Raw genomic sequence first — 16353 nt, 5'->3', positions numbered from 1 at the left:
CCGCTCACATAGGGTGCTTTATGTTTTCTTGGATAAATCAGAGTATGTATCAGCCGCCCATGAGGCGGTTTTGTTTTATATAGACTTTGTGAGTGATAAGAGGGATGCGGTGTGCGATATAATCGTATCCTAGAAAAACACACATGAGGAGCGTAACTTTGAGTACTCGAGCTGACGATATTAGACAACAAGCTGATAAAGCACTTAAGAACACAAAGCAGTTAGAAACGCATATAAACAACTTAGAAGGATCTTCTAGGAGAGATCGTCAGCAATCTGCGGCAGTTATCGCAATAGTTGCTAAAGAGAATCCTGAGTTAATAGAGCCGTATACTAAAAGCGTAATAGATGCTCTAAATAGACCAGAGGCGCAAACGCGCTGGGAATGTTTAGATGCTTTATCTGAGATTGTTCAAATAGACGCACGCTCTTGTGAGCGGGCTGTACAGGGTGCAGAAACGGCATTGTATGATGAAGATAGCGGACCGTTGCGTTTAGCGGCCATGCGTTTCTTATGTCGCTATGGAGCTACTACTGAAAATCGTTCGGAGAAAGTATGGTCTTTGATAGATGAAGGCATTCAGTGTTATCACGGCGATTTGGAATTTCAGGATATGCTGATAGCTGTTGTTGATTTTTCTGCAGGTAAACTTTCTTCGCAGGTGAAAGAAGAACTTGCGGCAAGGATGAAATTCGATGCTGAAAATGGGAAGGGAACGCTGAAGAAGCGCGCTTCTCAAATTGTGGAAAATCTTAAATGATTTTATGCAGGGATGTTGAGTGTTGAGTGGCGAATAACTCGGTTTAGAAGCTGCGCAACTCTCGCTACATTGTCTGCCATTTAGCGACTAAATAGAAGCTTTGTTTAACCTGCTGTAGAATGTGTTGCTTTTCTTAAAGAGAGGGTAGGTATATGCGGCATACGGTTACGTTAATTCCGGGAGATGGGATTGGAGTTGAAACTTCTGCTGCCATGCAGCGCGTTGTTGCGGCAAGTGGCGCTGAAATAGAATGGGAAATAGCACAGGCTGGAGCAGCATGTATTGAAACATATGGTACTCCGCTACCGGAGGAGACTATAAATTCTGTCAGGCGTAATAAGGTGGCAATAAAAGGTCCGTGTACAACGCCTGTCGGTACTGGCTTTCGCAGCGTGAATGTAGCTTTGCGGAAAAGCTTAAACCTGTATGTAAACTTACGTCCGGTTATGAGCATTCCGGGAGCTGGTGGTCGCTATAGCGATGTAAATTTAGTAATAGTACGTGAAAATACTGAAGACTTATATGCGGGTATCGAATTCGAAGAAGGTACAGAAAAAGCACTAGAACTTATTGATTTTATAGACAAGCAAGGTGCAGGGCGCATTGCTAAAGATTCGGGGATTTCGATAAAGCCGATATCTATAACCGCTACAAAAAATATTGTAGATTTTGCTTTCAACTACGCTATTAAGCAGGGAAGAAACAAAGTAACTGCTGTTCACAAAGCAAACATAATGAAATATTCCGATGGTCTATTTTTAAGAGTTGCTCGCGATGTAGCAAAAGACTATGAAGACCAGATAGACTTTGATGACAAAATAGTTGACGCTTTCTGTATGAATATGGTGATGGATCCATCGCAATTCGATGTAATTGTGTTTCCTAATTTGTACGGTGATATTGCAAGTGATTTGGCTGCTGGTTTGGTGGGTGGATTAGGGCTTGCGCCCGGGGCTAATATCGGCAAAGAATATGCTGTATTTGAAGCGGTGCATGGAAGCGCTCCAGATATTGCTGGTAAAGACTTAGCCAATCCTACGGCGCAAATACTTTCCGCTGCTATGATGCTAGATCATATTGGAGAGCGAGAAGCTGCTTTGCGCATTCGCAGCGCTGTATTGGCAGTTTATGCGCAAGGGACGCATTTAACCGGCGATATCCGCGTACCTGAACGCAAGTGCGAACCTGCCACATGCAGTTCGTTTACAGATGCGCTGGTTCGTCAAATTGAAGCAATGTAGGGTATTGTTTGCGACAGAGTGTTGCATATTGTGGCAAGTGGCAAACAATAATAAGTACCTGAAGGGATAGGTGTTCTAATGATCGACGGCCTTGAAGCCGAATTGGAAGTTAATGGGAAAATTTACAATTATTATCCTGTCGGTCAGATAGAAGGTGCTGATAAGCTGCCTTTTTCGCTAAGGGTACTGCTTGAAAATGTTCTGCGCTGTGCTAGTAATGAAGAAGATGCGCATCGTATGGCGCGATATATAGTTGATGCGGCTAATGCTGGTAGCGTTGGTGAAGAAGTAGAATTCAGTCCGGCGCATGTTTTGTTCCAAGACTTTACGGGCGTACCGGTGTTTGTTGATTTTGCAGTAATGCGCGAAGCATGTGCAGCGCTTGGTGGTAATTCCGAGAAGATTAATCCTCAAGTACCGTGCGATTTGGTAATAGACCATTCGGTTATAGCTGATGTTGCAGGGCGTGCGGGTTGTATGGATGAGAATATGCAGCTGGAATTCAATCGCAATAAAGAGCGTTATGAATTTTTAAAGTGGGCTCAAGAGTCGTTTAGTAACGTGCGTATAGTGCCGTTTGGACAAGGGATTTGCCATCAGTTAAATATAGAACAATTCGCTAGCGTTGTTATGACGCGGTCTATGCCCGAGAAAGAGCTTGCGTATTTCGATACTTTGGTTGGTACTGATTCTCATACTCCTACTGCTAATGGCATAGGCGTTCTAGGTTGGGGAGTTGGTGGAATTGAGGCGGAAGCTGCGGCATTAGGTCAGCCAATAACGACACTGGTTCCAAGAGTAATAGGTATTCATCTTTCTGGGAAACTGGCATCTGGCGTAACGGCTATGGATGCAGCGCTTACATTTGCTGAAAAACTGCGCAAAAAAGGGGTTGTGGGTTGTTTTGTTGAATGCTTTGGACCCGGAGTGTCTGAACTGACTGCTACACAACGTGCATGCATATCTAACATGACACCTGAATACGGGTGCACATGCACGCTATTTCCAATTGATGATCGCACTCTAGATTTTTTGCAAACTACAGGCAGGGATGAAAATGAGATTGCGCTTGTAGAAGCGTATTCAAAAGAGCAAGGTTTTTGGAATGACTACGACGGGGAAAACCGTATATATTCCGATATTGTACACATTGATTTAGGCGAGATAAAACCAAGCGTGTCAGGACCGAGCAGACCGCATTCCAGATTCGATTTAAAAGATGCAAAAAATAGATTTTCTGGCATTTGCGCCGACCGTAAGCTGGATATAAGCAAAAAGGTTGTAGTTCAGATAGATGGTCAGTCGCATGAATTAACTCATGGTGCAATAGCTATAGCTGCTGTAACTAGTTGCACGACGGCAACTGATGCAGAGATGATGCTTGCAGCTGGAATTCTTGCCAGAAATGCGGCAAATAGGGGATTGGTGCCCGCGCCTTGGGTAAAGACAATTCTGGCACCGGGCAGCCATGCGACAAAACTTTTATTGGATAGAGCTGGTCTTTCGGCAGGCTTAGAGAAGCTTGGTTTTTATACTTGCGGTTTTGGGTGCATGAGTTGTATTGGGAATTCAGGACCTTTAAGTGAATCTATGCATGCTATTGCGGACAAAATAGAACTAGCAAGTGTGCTTTCTGGAAACAGGAATTTTGAAGGACGCATTTCGCCGGATGTATCGCAAAACTACTTAATGGCACCTGCGAACGTTATAGCGCACGCAATAGCTGGAACAGTGGATTTCGATATGGACAGGCAGCCTTTAGGTGTGGATGCAGATGGTAACGAAGTTTATCTGCATGACATATTGCCAGATCCTGATGAACTTGCCGAATTTGTTGAGAGATACGTTACACCAGATTTATATGCGCAAGGATCGCGCGGGTTATATGATGGGGATATGCGTTGGAAGCAAATTGAAGCTGAGCCTAGCAGTTCGTTTAATTGGGATGCTAAATCGACATATGTGCGCCGCCCTGAATTTTTTGATGGCATGCCAATGGTGGTAAAAAATGTTGCGCCTATAAAAGATGCTCGCATATTGGCACTTTTGGGCGACTTTATAACTACCGACCATATTTCTCCGGCAGGTGCAATACCTATAAATTCGCCGGCAGCTAAATATTTGCAGAGCTATGGCATTGCGTCGCAAGATTTCAACACTTATGGAAGTAGACGCGGAAACCATGAGGTTATGATGCGTGGCACTTTCGGTAATGTGAAGTTGCAGAATATGCTGGCGGATGGAAGGCGCGGTGGGTGGAGTCGCGATATGCTTACCGGCGAGATAATGCCCATTTTCGATGTGGCGCAGCATTACATGACTGAACATATACCGTCAGTAGTTATTGCGGGAAAGATGTACGGTAGTGGATCGTCGCGTGACTGGGCAGCAAAAGGTCCAATGCTTATAGGCGTGCGTGCTGTTATAGCGGAAAGTTTTGAGCGTATTCACAGGTCAAATTTGATCGGCATGGGTGTACTTCCGTTACAATTTCTAGATGGAGAAAATGCCGAGTGTTTGGGCATACGCGGCGATGAGGTAATTAGCATTGATAGCGTGGACTTTTCGGCAGGGCTTCCGCATCCTGCTATTGTTCATGTTATTGCGAAGCGCTCAGATGGTGATTCGATCGAATTTGATGTTACAGTAAGGATAGATACTCCTACAGAGGGCGATTACTATCAGAATGGCGGAATTCTACAGTATGTATTGCGCAATTTAGCGCATGAACAAAGGAGCTGATGTGGCTAAATCTGGATTAGAGTCTCTGCTTGAAGCGTTGCGCATGAGCGGAATGAACACTGATGGCATGGGTGGCGACCGTGCCAAGGGCGCATCTTCTGGAGGCGCGACGACAGAAGATAAGGACACGTCGGGCACCTCGGCGGGAGGTAAAGGGGATACACCTCATATAGATCTTTCGTTTTTGGATAATGTAAAAGGGCCTAGCAGCAAGCGGGGTTGGATTATTTTTGCCGTGGTTGCGGTGTTGGTTTTAGCGGCGCTGTACTGGTGGTTCCATCCGCCTATCAGCATTAACTCTGTTGAATTATGGATGGTAGTCGGCATTATTTGTATTGTGCTTGCGCTGTTTTTCTATAACAGGCGCCGCGAATATAAAAACGGTGGCGGTAAATATGAAAAAAGTTCAAGTAAGCAAAAACGCTATACAGTGTTTATGGCTATACCGGTTGCTGTAATAGTTGTAGGTTTGTTGGGCGGCTTGTTTAGTAATGCGATAATTCCCGGAAATGCGGAGAAATATTCGTCTGTACTTGAAACTGACACGCTAGACTTCGCGGAAGATATTCACGAGGTAGATTACAACCAAATTCCTGTTATTGATAGAGATTCTGCAATTCTTATTGGCGATCGCGAAATGGGCTCTATTCCTGAATATGTTAGCCAATTTGAAATATCGCCGCTGTATAGTCAGATTAATTATCAGGGTGCGCCTGTGCGTGTAAGTCCGCTTGGATATGCTGATTTATTCAAGTGGTTCACAAATCGCGATGGAGGTATTCCAGCGTATTCATTGGTGAATATGACCACGCAAGATGCCGAAATAGTGCGCTTAGGTGAAAATCCGATCTACTATTCGCAGAGCGAACCGCTGGCGCGCAATATTGATCGCTATGTGCAGTTGAAATATCCGTTTTATATATTTGATGAGCTTTCATTTGAAATAGATGAAGAAGGTCATGCTTGGTGGATTTGCCCTGTACGTACATTTACCATTGGTTTGTTCGGTGGTTACACCATTGATAAAGTAGTTCTTTGCGATGCCACAACTGGCGAGTGTAGCGAAATGGCTGTAGAGGATGTACCGCAATGGGTAGACAGGGTGTTCCCAGCCGAGCTGCTTATAGAGCAGTACAACTGGTACGGTGCTTATCATAATGGGTGGCTAAATTCATTCTTAGGGCAAGAAGGCGTTGTACGTACCACTCCCGGTACCGATGGTACGGTGGGTTACAACTACATTGCTAAAGACGATGATGTGTGGGTATACACTGGAGTTACTTCAGCTACGGCTGACAATTCCATAGTTGGGTTTGTGCTGGTAAATCAGCGCACTCAAGAGTCGCACTTCTATAGCGTTTCGGGTGCTACTGAGGCTTCTGCTATGAATTCCGCGGAAGGGCAGGTTCAGAATTTACGCTATACGGCAACTTTCCCGCTGTTGATTAATGTAGCGAATCAGCCGACATATTTCATGGCATTGAAAGATGCGAGTGGCTTGCCTAAGAAGTTCGCAATGATAGACATACAGCGTTATCAGAATGTGGCAGTCGGCGATACTGTGGCTGATACGCAAACGGCATATGAAGCGCTGCTGGCTACGAATGGAGTTTTAACCGATACAACCGACCTGACCGATGTGGAGGAAGTGACGGGTACAATATCGGCTATTGCGCAGGCTGTTGTTGGCGGTAATTCGCATTTCTACATCTTAATAGAGGGGCGTGATGAGTTATTTGATTTCGCATTACCGGGCTTGCTTGAGATAGTTAAGTACAAGGTGGGCGACGAGATAACTTTCACATATTTGAAGACGGAAAATGAGGCTACCGTTTATTCCATTGTGGGCAAAGATGGTGAAGTAATTACTACTAGCACTAACAATAGCGACAACACGGCGGATGCGGGTGCGGATGCGGGTGCCACGGAAGCACCCGCAGACGATGCGGCTGGTGAAGCGGCAGCTTAATATGTAGGTAATAAAGGAAATTTGTAATGCCTAACAAAGAGCAGAAGATTACAATTAGGAAAATTCAGGCCGAGCAGACTAAACAAAAACTTATACCTTGCACTTCGCGGGAATACTCGATTGCTTGACAATTAGCGTAGTTATTAGCACAGGTGATAACAATTTGCTTGTCGTGCACTTATTTAATTGATGTATGATTTTAATACGCTAGTGCGACGTTTATCTGCTGGGTTTGGGGGTGTAGCTGGCGCTTAGATCATGGGTAATGTTTTCCGTGTACTGAAGCGCGACATTCTGCGCCTGTTAAAAGTGCCACCAGCTATGGTGGTTATAATCGCGCTTTTGGTGCTGCCATCTTTGTACACATGGTATAACGTTCGGGGTTTTTGGGATCCTTATGAAAATACAGGCGATTTGCGCGTTTGTGTAGTAAATGAGGATGCGGGTGCTGACAGCGAACTTACTGGCTATGTAGATGTTGGTCAGATGATAGTGGACGAGTTACACAACAACCGTCAACTAGATTGGCAATTTCCAAGCTATGACAATGCGATGGATCAGCTTTATTCAGGCGAATGTTACGCGGTGTTCGTAATTCCCGAGGAATTTTCAGCTGATTTACTAACGCTTACTACAGGGGATTTTAAGCAGCCCAACATAAAATATTACGTGAACGAAAAAATTGGTCCGGTTTCTCCGAAAATAACCGACACTGGTGCAAACACGCTAGATAATACCGTGAATTCCGCATTTGTAGAAACTGTAAGTAAGAAGGCGGCTGATGCTATAGATGCGGCTATAGATGATTCGCGTGATAAAGTGGATGCTGCGCGCTTAACTGCATCGGCGCGCATATCCGAGGCAGAAGCGCATATTCAAGATGCAATTTCTGCGGTGTCGGAGCTTTCGTCTGGTGCGCAACAAGCGAAAACCAACGTGGATAAAGCGAAAGCGCCGCTTGATACAGCGCGCAACGAAATTAATCATGCTTCAGATGCTTTGCAGGCTATATCTGATTTAGCTACAACTTTGCAAGGCGACTACTTGAAATTCTCTGCCAGTTCGGTTCCCGCTATTTCAAGTGCTATGCAATCTGCTGCTGATGCCTATGCCGAGGCGGTTATCGCGCTTGAAGAAATACCAGTCCAAAGTCCGGAAATACAGGATATTATTCGTCGGCTTCGCGCATCTGCCGATAAAGTGCAAAGCGATGCTGCGAAGTATTCGGATGTACTAGCCAACGAAATAGCACCTGCGTTTGGCGCGGGGCTGGGAGAAATAGCTGGCGCATCTGGGCAAGCTAGCGGATCGGTGGCTGCGCAAAAAGTGTTAATTGCACAAGCTGATAACATTTTAGCCAACATGGATTCTACGCTTGAATCCGTGGTTGATGCTTTGGCTCAAACTCAAACTTTATTGAGCGATTTGGCATCTAATCTAGATCGCGTTCAAACAGACGTGCTGGCATTAACTAGTGCGGATGCTATAACAAGTATTCTTGGCGAACAGACGCTAGATGCGCAGAAAGTTGCGGAATTTATCGGGGCTCCTACGCAGTTAACAACTGAAAAATTGTATCCGGTAAATGCTTATGGTACAGCTATGGCACCGCTTTTTATGAACCTGACATTTTGGATTGGTGCCTTTATGCTTATGGTTGTGCTTCGCCAAGAAGTTGACGATAAAGGCATCAAGAATTTAACGCTTACGCAGCGCTATCTTGGTAGATATTTGCTTTTTGCAATAATGGTGATATTGCAGGCTGTAATATGCTGTGCAGGACTTCCTCATCTAGGCGTAGAGATTGCAAACTTGCCGGCACTATTTTTCGCTGCGGCAGTAGCATCTCTTGCATACTTGAGCATAATCTACTCGCTTTCAGTTACGTTGCAACACATCGGAAAAGGCATTTGCATAATCTTGGTGTTCGCGCAAATTCCGGGCGCTACTGGCTTATATCCTATAGAGATGACGTCGCCCTTTTTTCAGGCTATATATCCGCTGCTGCCGTTCACGTATGGCATAAGTGCAATGCGTGAATCGATATGTGGATTTTACGGTTCGCAGTACGCTGTTGATATTGGCATTCTGATGCTTTATCTGGCTGTGTTCATGACAATTGGCATTCTTGTGCGACCGCTGATGTCGAATGTTAACAGAATGGTCGCGCGCCAGATAAAAGAAAGCGGCATATTCAACGGCGAAGATGTGGAAGTGCCTGTGCGTCGCTATCGAGTTTCGCAGGTCATTCGCATACTTTCCGACCGTAAAGAATTTCGCGAAGATATTAACAGGCGGTATGCGCGTTTCAAAAAAGCGTATCCGTGGCTTATTCGCGGGGCAATTATAGCTGGTGTGGCTATTCCTGTTGTGTTAACTGTAATTTTTTCATTTGGCACCACAGGGAAAGTGATGCTGCTAACGCTTTGGCTGGTATGTCTGATAGCGGTGTTCATTTTCCTTGTTGTTGTAGAAAGCTTGAAGTCTAGCTTTGAGCGACAAGTGCGTATTGACAATATGAGCGACGAAGAGGTGCGAAATCTTTACTTGGCGAGAAACGCTACTGAATATGCCGGTGTAGTGCATGGTCAGAAGCGATCGAAGCGCGATGCTGTGGTATCGGGCGGTGATGGCGATGAGTAATATTTGGAAGCTATTTACGGGCGATGCGCGTCGTCTTTTCGCCAATGTGGTCAGTTGCATAATAACTATAGGACTTGTGGTTATGCCATCAATATTCGCTTGGTATAACCTGATAGCTTGTTGGGATGTTTTCGACAATACGGGTAACTTGACGGTTGCTGTAGCCAACGACGATGAAGGCTACGAAAGCGATCTTATGCCATTGCGCGTGAATATAGGCGATATGGTGGTTTCGGCATTACGCGCTAACGATCAAATAGGATGGGTTGTTACAACTTCTGCTGATGCTGTGGATGGTACAGCAAGTGGGAAATATTATGCGGCGGTTGTGATTCCTAAAGAATTCAGTCGAGATATGCTGCGTTTTTATACTGACGATTCCGAACACGCTCAGATAACGTATTACGAAAACGAGAAGAAGAATGCAATTTCGCCAAAGATAACAACTACTGGTGCAGATACGGTGTCAAGCGAAGTAAATACAACGTTCGCCCAGACGCTGACCGAGGTAATGCTGAGCGTGGCTGAATCGATTAGCAATTATTCCGATAAGATGGATGTGGATGGACAGATTGCTGCTTTGGCAGGGCATGTGAGGTCAATGGCTGACGATATGGATCGCGTAAGCCATGTCGTGGAAATGTATGCCGGTGCGCTGCGTAATTCGCAGAATCTTTTAGACGATAGTGCTGAACTTATATCTTCTGTACAAACAGAGGTAAAAGCTGTTATGGATAAGGCTGGGGGTGCTATTGATGGTCTTGCAGATGCGCCTGCCAATATGGAAGGTGTCAAGCAAAAGATGGAAGAAGCGCTTGATGCGGCGCAGACCAGCTTCGACAAATTCAAACAGGCTTTGGAAAATGAGGATTTTATATCGCTTATAGGGGATGAAGCAAAGCAGCGGATAGAACAACTGGTAGCTGATTCGCAAGCTAAAATGCAAGAAGTGCGCGATGATTACGAACGGAATTTGAAGCCTAATTTGAATAGGCTGGCAACGGATTCAAAAGCTTTGGCAGCTGATTCGACGGCTGCTATAAAGGAACTGTCGGCTATGGCATCGAGCGTCTTTGGCGTTGTTGATTCTGCACATGGAATATTGGACGGTGCTATATCGAAAATATCGGACGTTTCTTCTGGTCTTAGTGAGTCTAGTGTAGAGATGCGCGAATTGGCAGATGGCATAATGGAGGCTTTAGCATCAAAGGACGTTCAGCAGTTGAAGAATTTGCTTACGTCTGATACGCAAAGCCTATCTAAAGCAATGGCTGCACCGGTGGGAATAGAGCGGATTGCGGTGTTTTCATCTGAGAATTTTGGATCGGCTATGGCGCCTTTTTATACTGCGCTTGCTATTTTTATAGGGTCGCTGCTGATTCTCGTTGTTGTAAAACCTAAAGTGTCGAACATAGCGCAGCACAAGTTGAAAGATCCCAAGCCGCGTCAGATGCTAGTAGGTCGCTTTGGTTGTATGGCATGTTTGTCGTTGGCGCAAACCACTTTGATGGGTGTGGGAAACGTCTTTTTCTTGCAAGTTCAAGCTGTTCACCCGTGGTTGTTGATGCTTATTATGTGGGTTGCAGGGCTTGTATTTACCTTCATTATATATGTGTTAGTTTTGGCGTTTGCAAATCTGGGGAAAGCCATTGCGGTTTGTTTGTTAATAGTGCAAGTTACGGGTTGCGGCGGGTCGTATCCGTTGCAGATACTTCCAGAATTTGTGCAGTGGGTTAGTCCGTTTTTGCCGGCAACGCATGCGGTTAATGCTATGAGGGCGGCAATGTTTGGTGTATATCAGGGTGATTTTTGGATGCAGATGGGCGCGCTTGTGCTATTTCTTGTTCCTGCGGCACTGATAGGGTTTGTGTTGCGTAAGCCTTTTGAGCGCTTTATGAAATGGTATGTACGCACCGTGGAATCGACAAAGATAATCGGGTAATTCGGGCAATTCGTTTGTTATAGCAAAGATAATCGGATAGTTTGCTTGTTATTTTCCGCGTATGCTGTAGAATAGTTGGGCTGCTCATTCGAGTGGCAAATTGTAAGTTAGTTCTGCTGCTTAAGACAGCTGGTACCCCAAGGGGTTTAATCGCAGACGCGGCCCGCCGAGGCGGTTGTTGGCATGGATTATGTCGGCTCCTGCTGTCTTTGTGCGGTGGGAGCCGTTTTTGTTGCGGCTACCAAGTCGATTCGGCAGAACGCTTAGATGCCTTAAGGAGGTGAAACGTTTATGCCGAATGCTGAGAACAAGCAGATGCTTGAAGACATAAAGTCTGATATTCAGGCGGCTGGTGCAATGTGGGTTGTAGATTATCGCGGTCTTACTGTGAAAGATATACAGAGCCTTCGTCGCGCCGTTCGTGAAGCTGATGCGCAGATGAAAGTCTACAAGAATACCATTATGCATATTGCATTAGCCGAGCTTGATTGCCCCGATTTGGATGCAATTTTAGCTGGACCTTCCGCGTTCGTATTTGCTGGTGAAGATCCGGTTGCATCTGCTAAGGTGCTGCGCGACTTCGCCAAGGGCAACGAGAACTTGGAGATTAAAGGCGGCATGATGGATGGCGCGTTCGTCGATGCGGCGCAAGTAAACGAGATTGCTGCGCTACCTTCGCGCGAAGAGCTTATCGCCAAACTGCTTGGTACTATCAACAACCCGCTGGTCAAGACAGTGCGTGTGCTCAATGGTCCGATGGAGGCTTTTGCTCGCGTGGTGTCAGCCATCGAGGAACAAAAGGCTGCGTAAAATTCGCGGCGGCAGCTTAAATGCTGCATAAAGTAAATATTTAGATGCAGGATGCATCACAACAGAAAGAGGATACAAAAATGGCTGTTACTCGTGAGGAAATAGTTGAAGCTTTGAAGGAGATGCCGGCACTTGAGCTCTCCGAGCTAGTTAAGGAACTTGAGGAAGTTTTTGGCGTTAGCGCTGCTGCTCCTGTAGCTGTGGCTGCTGCTCCTGCTGCTGGTGGCGACGCTGGTGCTGCTGCTGAGAAGACCGAGTTTGATGTTGTGCTCGAAGGTTTTGGCGACAACAAGATTGCTGTTATCAAGGTTGTACGTGAGATCACTGGTCTGGGCTTGAAGGAAGCCAAAGAGGCTGTTGAGGGCGTACCGACTCCTGTTGCTGAGGGTGTGGCACAAGACAAGGCTGACGAGATCAAGGCTAAGCTCGAAGAAGCTGGCGGCGCTGTCACCATTAAATAGTTCTTCCGAATATTTGAGCGAAGATTCTAAATCGAGGCTTCGGCGGCTTCTCGGAGACGAGGGGCTGTCGAAGCTTTCTGCTTTTTATGTGGCAGTTATAGGTTTGGGTGGTGTTGGTTCTGCGTGCGCGGAGGCTCTTGTGCGTGGCGGTGTAGGACGTTTTCTGTTTGTAGATAAAGATCGGGTAGAACCTAGCAATATAAACAGGCAAGTTATTGCATTTGTTAGCACGGTTGGTCAGCGCAAGGTAGATGTTATGCGCAATATGGCTGCAGACATTAACCCTAAGGCGCAAGTGCAAGTGCTAGATGCTTTTGTGCTTGAGGAAAATATTGCTGAATTGCTAGAGCCGTTTGGGCATCCGGATTATATAGTGGATGCAGTAGACACACTGACAGCGAAAGCGGCAATAGCGCAGTATGCGAATAGTCGCGAAATACCGCTGATATCCTCTATGGGGATGGCTAATCGTTCAGATCCGACTAAGCTTGTTTTTGCCGATTTATTCGAAACCGAAGGCTGCCCGTTTTGCCGCGAAATGCGAAAGATTGCGCGCGATAGGGGAGTGCGCAACATGCAGGTACTTTACTCTACCGAAAAGCCTGCAAAGGTGAAGCCGCAGGAGGGTGCGCCGCGCAGAGAGCGCACCGAATTGGGTACACATTCGTATATGCCGCCCATAGCTGGTCAAATGATGGCTGGCTATGTAATACAAGAGTGCATTAGGACGGAAAGCTCCACCCCTTGCACACTTTCTTGACGCTTTTTAACGCAAGGCTTACAGATCGCAGGACTTACAGATTTCCCGTTCGCATGGCGCGCATTGCGTTTAAGATGGCAAGAACAGCCACTCCAACATCGGCGAAAACGGCCATCCACATATTGGCTATGCCAAGTGCCGCCAGTATTAATACTGCGAATTTAATTCCTAATGCAAATATGATGTTTTGCCACACGATACGCATGGTTTTCTTTGCAATTTTTAACGCAAGTGCTATTTTGGATGGTTGGTCGTCCATTAGCACGATGTCTGCAGCTTCTATGGCTGCATCTGATCCCATGCCGCCCATGGCGATACCTACATCGGCGCGCATAAGAACAGGGGCATCGTTTATGCCGTCGCCCACGAATGCCACTTTGCTCTTGTTTGCGTTAGTGCCGTGATTGCTTGTTAGTAGTTTTTCAATTTCCGCAACTTTATCTTGGGGGAGCAATTCGGCACACACTTCGTCTACACCTAGACTGTTTGCAACCGCTTCGGCAACTGCTGTATGGTCGCCGGTAAGCATTACGGTGCGGTGCACACCTTCTGCGTGCAATTCTGCTATTGCTTGCTTTGAATCGCTTTTTACCGTGTCGCCAATAACGATGGTGCCGGCATAGGTGTTATCTAGTGCTATGTGTACCTGTGTTCCCGCGAAATTTTCAGGCGTAAAGGCAATACCGTTTGCGCTCATAAGTTTATCGTTGCCAGCCAAGACAGTGCGCCCGTTTGTAATTACTTTCGTGCCCCGACCACATATTTCTTCATTGCTGTCTATGCTGTGGATATCTATAGTGCCCTTATAGGCGCGCTGTATCGACATGGCGATTGGGTGATTTGAGAACGCTTCGGCAAGCACCGCAAATTCCAAGAGCTGGGCTTCAGTGAAATTCGGTGCAGGAAGTATATTGGTTACTGCGAATGTGCCAGATGTGAGCGTGCCAGTTTTGTCGAAAACCACCGTATCTACTTGCGAGAGTGCTTCTAGGTAATTTGAGCCTTTTATAAGTATTCCGCGTTTTGATGCTCCGCCTATGCCTCCAAAGAACGACAGCGGTACCGAAATAACCAGCGCGCACGGGCATGAAACTACAAGAAATGTTAAGCCGCGCAGTATCCAATTAGCCAAATTACCACCTACGATAAGCGGCGGCAGTATGGCTATAGCGGCGGCAAGCGCCACCACAATTGGGGTGTAGTAGCGTGCGAAGCGCGTAATGAAATTTTCGGTGTGGGCTTTTTTGTCGGCGGCGTTTTCTACCAATTCCAAAATGCGGCTTACGGTTGAATCTGCATAGGGTTTTGTGGTTTTTACAGTAAGCGTGCCGCTGAGATTTACGCAACCCGATATTACTTCGTCGCCTTCGTGCGCGCTGCGTGGTGCCGATTCGCCCGTTAGAGCCGATGTGTCAATTTGCGAATCGCCCGATTGGACTATGCCGTCTAGCGGAATGCGCTCTCCGGGTTTTACGATGATTTCGCTGCCTAGAGGCACGTCGTAAGGGTCAACTTGTTCTAGCTTGCCGTTGCGCATAATGTTTGCGTATTCGGGCATTATGCTCATCATGTCCGAGATAGACTTGCGCGATTTTCCCACGGCGTAGCTTTGGAATAGCTCGCCTACTTGGTAGAAAAGCATTACAGCTGCGCCTTCTGCCATGTGCGGTTCAGAGTCGGGGAAAAATACTAGCGCGAATGCGCCTAGCGTGGCTATTGCCATTAGGAAGTTTTCGTCTAGTCCGTGACCTTTCGCCAGATTACGCGCGGCTTTGATTAGCACGTCGTAGCCTGCGATTGCGTAGGGGATTAGGAATAGGATAAATTCTGCATATAGCGCATTTGCGCTGCCAAAAACTAGTTCAATTAGACCGGTGTTCTCGCAGATAAGAATTGCGAAGAATAAGACTAGGGCGAGTAGTATGCGATTGCGCCAGCGAATTTGTTTTTTGTTCATCGTGCTGTCCTATTGGAGTTGCTTTGGGTGATTAGTGCGGTGAGTGCTTATGTGGTTTGGCACTGACTACCTTACTATTGTGCAATCGGGCTCGTATTTTGTGCAGATTGCCTGAGCTTGGCTTAGGACTTCGCTGAAAGAAGCGTCGTCGGCATCTAGGGTTAGCTTGCTGGTCATAAAATTGATGCTTGCGCTGTTTACGCCTGTTAGTTTGTTTATGTCGCACTCCATTTTTGATGCACAGTTTGCGCAGTCTAGGTCTTGCAGCTTGAATGAGCGTTTCATATTGGTTCCTTTCTTGATTTATTTGTGCGCTTATTCGCAGATATGTGTCATGCCTTGCGCCAGCATGGTGTATACGTGGTTATCGGAGAGCGAGTAGATAACATTTTTGCCGTCTCGCTGGAACTTCACCAAATGAGCTTGCTTCAGTATGCGCAGCTGATGAGACACTGCGCTTTGGGTTGCGCCAATTATTTCGGCGATATCAGCCACACAGCGCGGTGTGCGCATAAGGGCGTAGAGGATTTTGATGCGTGTTGTATCGGCGAAAACTTTGAATAAGTCGGCTAGATCGTAGAGCAGTTCGTCTTCAGGCATGGCTTCAAATGGGCAGTCAGCTGTGGTTTCGACTGGCTCTAGCGGGCATGTGCAGCCACAACCGCAGTTGCCTTTTAGTACGTTTTCGGCTTCTGTTATTACGCCGGTTGTTTCGTCTGACATGATAGCTCCTAGGGTTGCTTGTTTGGGCATTCACATAAACATATGAACAACTATTCATAAGTATATGTATGAATAGGAGTGTGTCAATAGGTTTTAATCCTAAAAATGGTCAAAACTTCCAGCTTTCCACGGTCATAGCGCCGTATAGCTAACTTGAATTGTGGAGAACACTGGGCGAACAGCACTTATCGATACATTGCTGGGGTTGTGTGCCCTTTTTTAGTGTGGAAAGTCGGAAGTTTTGACCATTTTCTGCTGAAAAAGTTGCGCCTTGTGGTGCGATAGCGACGTGCGATTTGCGGCGGGTGGTGTGGTGTGATGGCGACGTGCGATTTGCGGTGGGT

The 16353-nt window shown here is 46.4% G+C and carries 12 protein-coding genes; 9 read left to right on the top strand and 3 right to left on the bottom strand.

Annotated elements, in window-relative coordinates:
• The first annotated feature begins 158 nt into the window (after nt 1–158).
• The 9 genes from G7Y37_RS08110 (at nt 159) to G7Y37_RS08070 (ending at nt 13329) form a co-directional block, all read left to right on the top strand.
• The gene (locus G7Y37_RS08110) at nt 159–761 is read left to right on the top strand and encodes a hypothetical protein (protein WP_241156072.1); all 603 of its coding nucleotides are present in this window, start codon (nt 159–161) and stop codon (nt 759–761) included.
• 152 nt (nt 762–913) lie between these two features.
• Nucleotides 914–2002 carry an isocitrate/isopropylmalate dehydrogenase family protein gene (locus tag G7Y37_RS08105; protein ID WP_165062965.1) on the top strand — a complete coding sequence of 363 codons (1089 nt, stop codon included), beginning with the start codon at nt 914–916 and terminating at the stop codon, nt 2000–2002.
• A 78-nt stretch (nt 2003–2080) separates the two neighbouring features.
• Nucleotides 2081–4744 carry an aconitate hydratase AcnA gene (gene acnA / locus G7Y37_RS08100; RefSeq protein WP_165062964.1) on the top strand — a complete coding sequence of 888 codons (2664 nt, stop codon included), beginning with the start codon at nt 2081–2083 and terminating at the stop codon, nt 4742–4744.
• Nucleotide 4745: 1 nt separating this feature from the next.
• Complete coding sequence (locus tag G7Y37_RS08095; protein ID WP_165062963.1) at nt 4746–6713, top strand: Tat pathway signal sequence; 1968 nt, start codon at nt 4746–4748, stop codon at nt 6711–6713.
• A gap of 258 nt (nt 6714–6971) precedes the next feature.
• Nucleotides 6972–9356 carry a YhgE/Pip domain-containing protein gene (locus G7Y37_RS08090; protein ID WP_165062962.1) on the top strand — a complete coding sequence of 795 codons (2385 nt, stop codon included), beginning with the start codon at nt 6972–6974 and terminating at the stop codon, nt 9354–9356.
• Nucleotides 9349–11298, top strand: coding sequence for a YhgE/Pip domain-containing protein (locus G7Y37_RS08085; protein ID WP_165062961.1), 1950 nt, complete (start codon nt 9349–9351; stop codon nt 11296–11298). Before G7Y37_RS08090 ends, G7Y37_RS08085 begins: the two co-directional genes overlap by 8 nt.
• A 291-nt stretch (nt 11299–11589) precedes the next feature.
• A complete protein-coding gene (rplJ, locus tag G7Y37_RS08080) occupies nt 11590–12108 on the top strand; it encodes a 50S ribosomal protein L10 (RefSeq protein WP_165062960.1) in 519 nt (172 codons plus the stop codon).
• An 80-nt stretch (nt 12109–12188) separates the two neighbouring features.
• Nucleotides 12189–12569: a 50S ribosomal protein L7/L12 gene (gene rplL / locus G7Y37_RS08075; RefSeq protein WP_165062959.1), complete on the top strand. Its 381-nt coding sequence runs from the start codon at nt 12189–12191 to the stop codon at nt 12567–12569.
• 13 nt (nt 12570–12582) lie between these two features.
• Nucleotides 12583–13329 carry a ThiF family adenylyltransferase gene (locus G7Y37_RS08070; RefSeq protein WP_165062958.1) on the top strand — a complete coding sequence of 249 codons (747 nt, stop codon included), beginning with the start codon at nt 12583–12585 and terminating at the stop codon, nt 13327–13329.
• Between the two features lie 34 nt (nt 13330–13363).
• Here the strand turns inward: G7Y37_RS08070 and G7Y37_RS08065 are convergent, their stop codons facing one another.
• The 3 genes from G7Y37_RS08065 to G7Y37_RS08055 all read right to left on the bottom strand — a co-directional run bounded on the left by G7Y37_RS08065 (nt 13364) and on the right by G7Y37_RS08055 (nt 15886).
• The gene (locus G7Y37_RS08065) at nt 13364–15286 is read right to left on the bottom strand and encodes a heavy metal translocating P-type ATPase (RefSeq protein WP_165062957.1); all 1923 of its coding nucleotides are present in this window, start codon (nt 15284–15286) and stop codon (nt 13364–13366) included.
• A gap of 66 nt (nt 15287–15352) precedes the next feature.
• The gene (locus tag G7Y37_RS08060; protein ID WP_165062956.1) at nt 15353–15571 is read right to left on the bottom strand and encodes a cation transporter; all 219 of its coding nucleotides are present in this window, start codon (nt 15569–15571) and stop codon (nt 15353–15355) included.
• A gap of 30 nt (nt 15572–15601) precedes the next feature.
• Entirely contained in the window at nt 15602–15886 is a 285-nt protein-coding gene (locus G7Y37_RS08055) for a helix-turn-helix transcriptional regulator (protein WP_165062967.1), read from the bottom strand.
• Between the last annotated feature and the right edge of the window lie 467 nt (nt 15887–16353).

It is taken from the genome of Adlercreutzia sp. ZJ154 (assembly GCF_011039055.1).
Lineage (GTDB): Bacteria > Actinomycetota > Coriobacteriia > Coriobacteriales > Eggerthellaceae > Adlercreutzia_A.
This window is presented reverse-complemented; position numbering and strand designations above follow the sequence as displayed.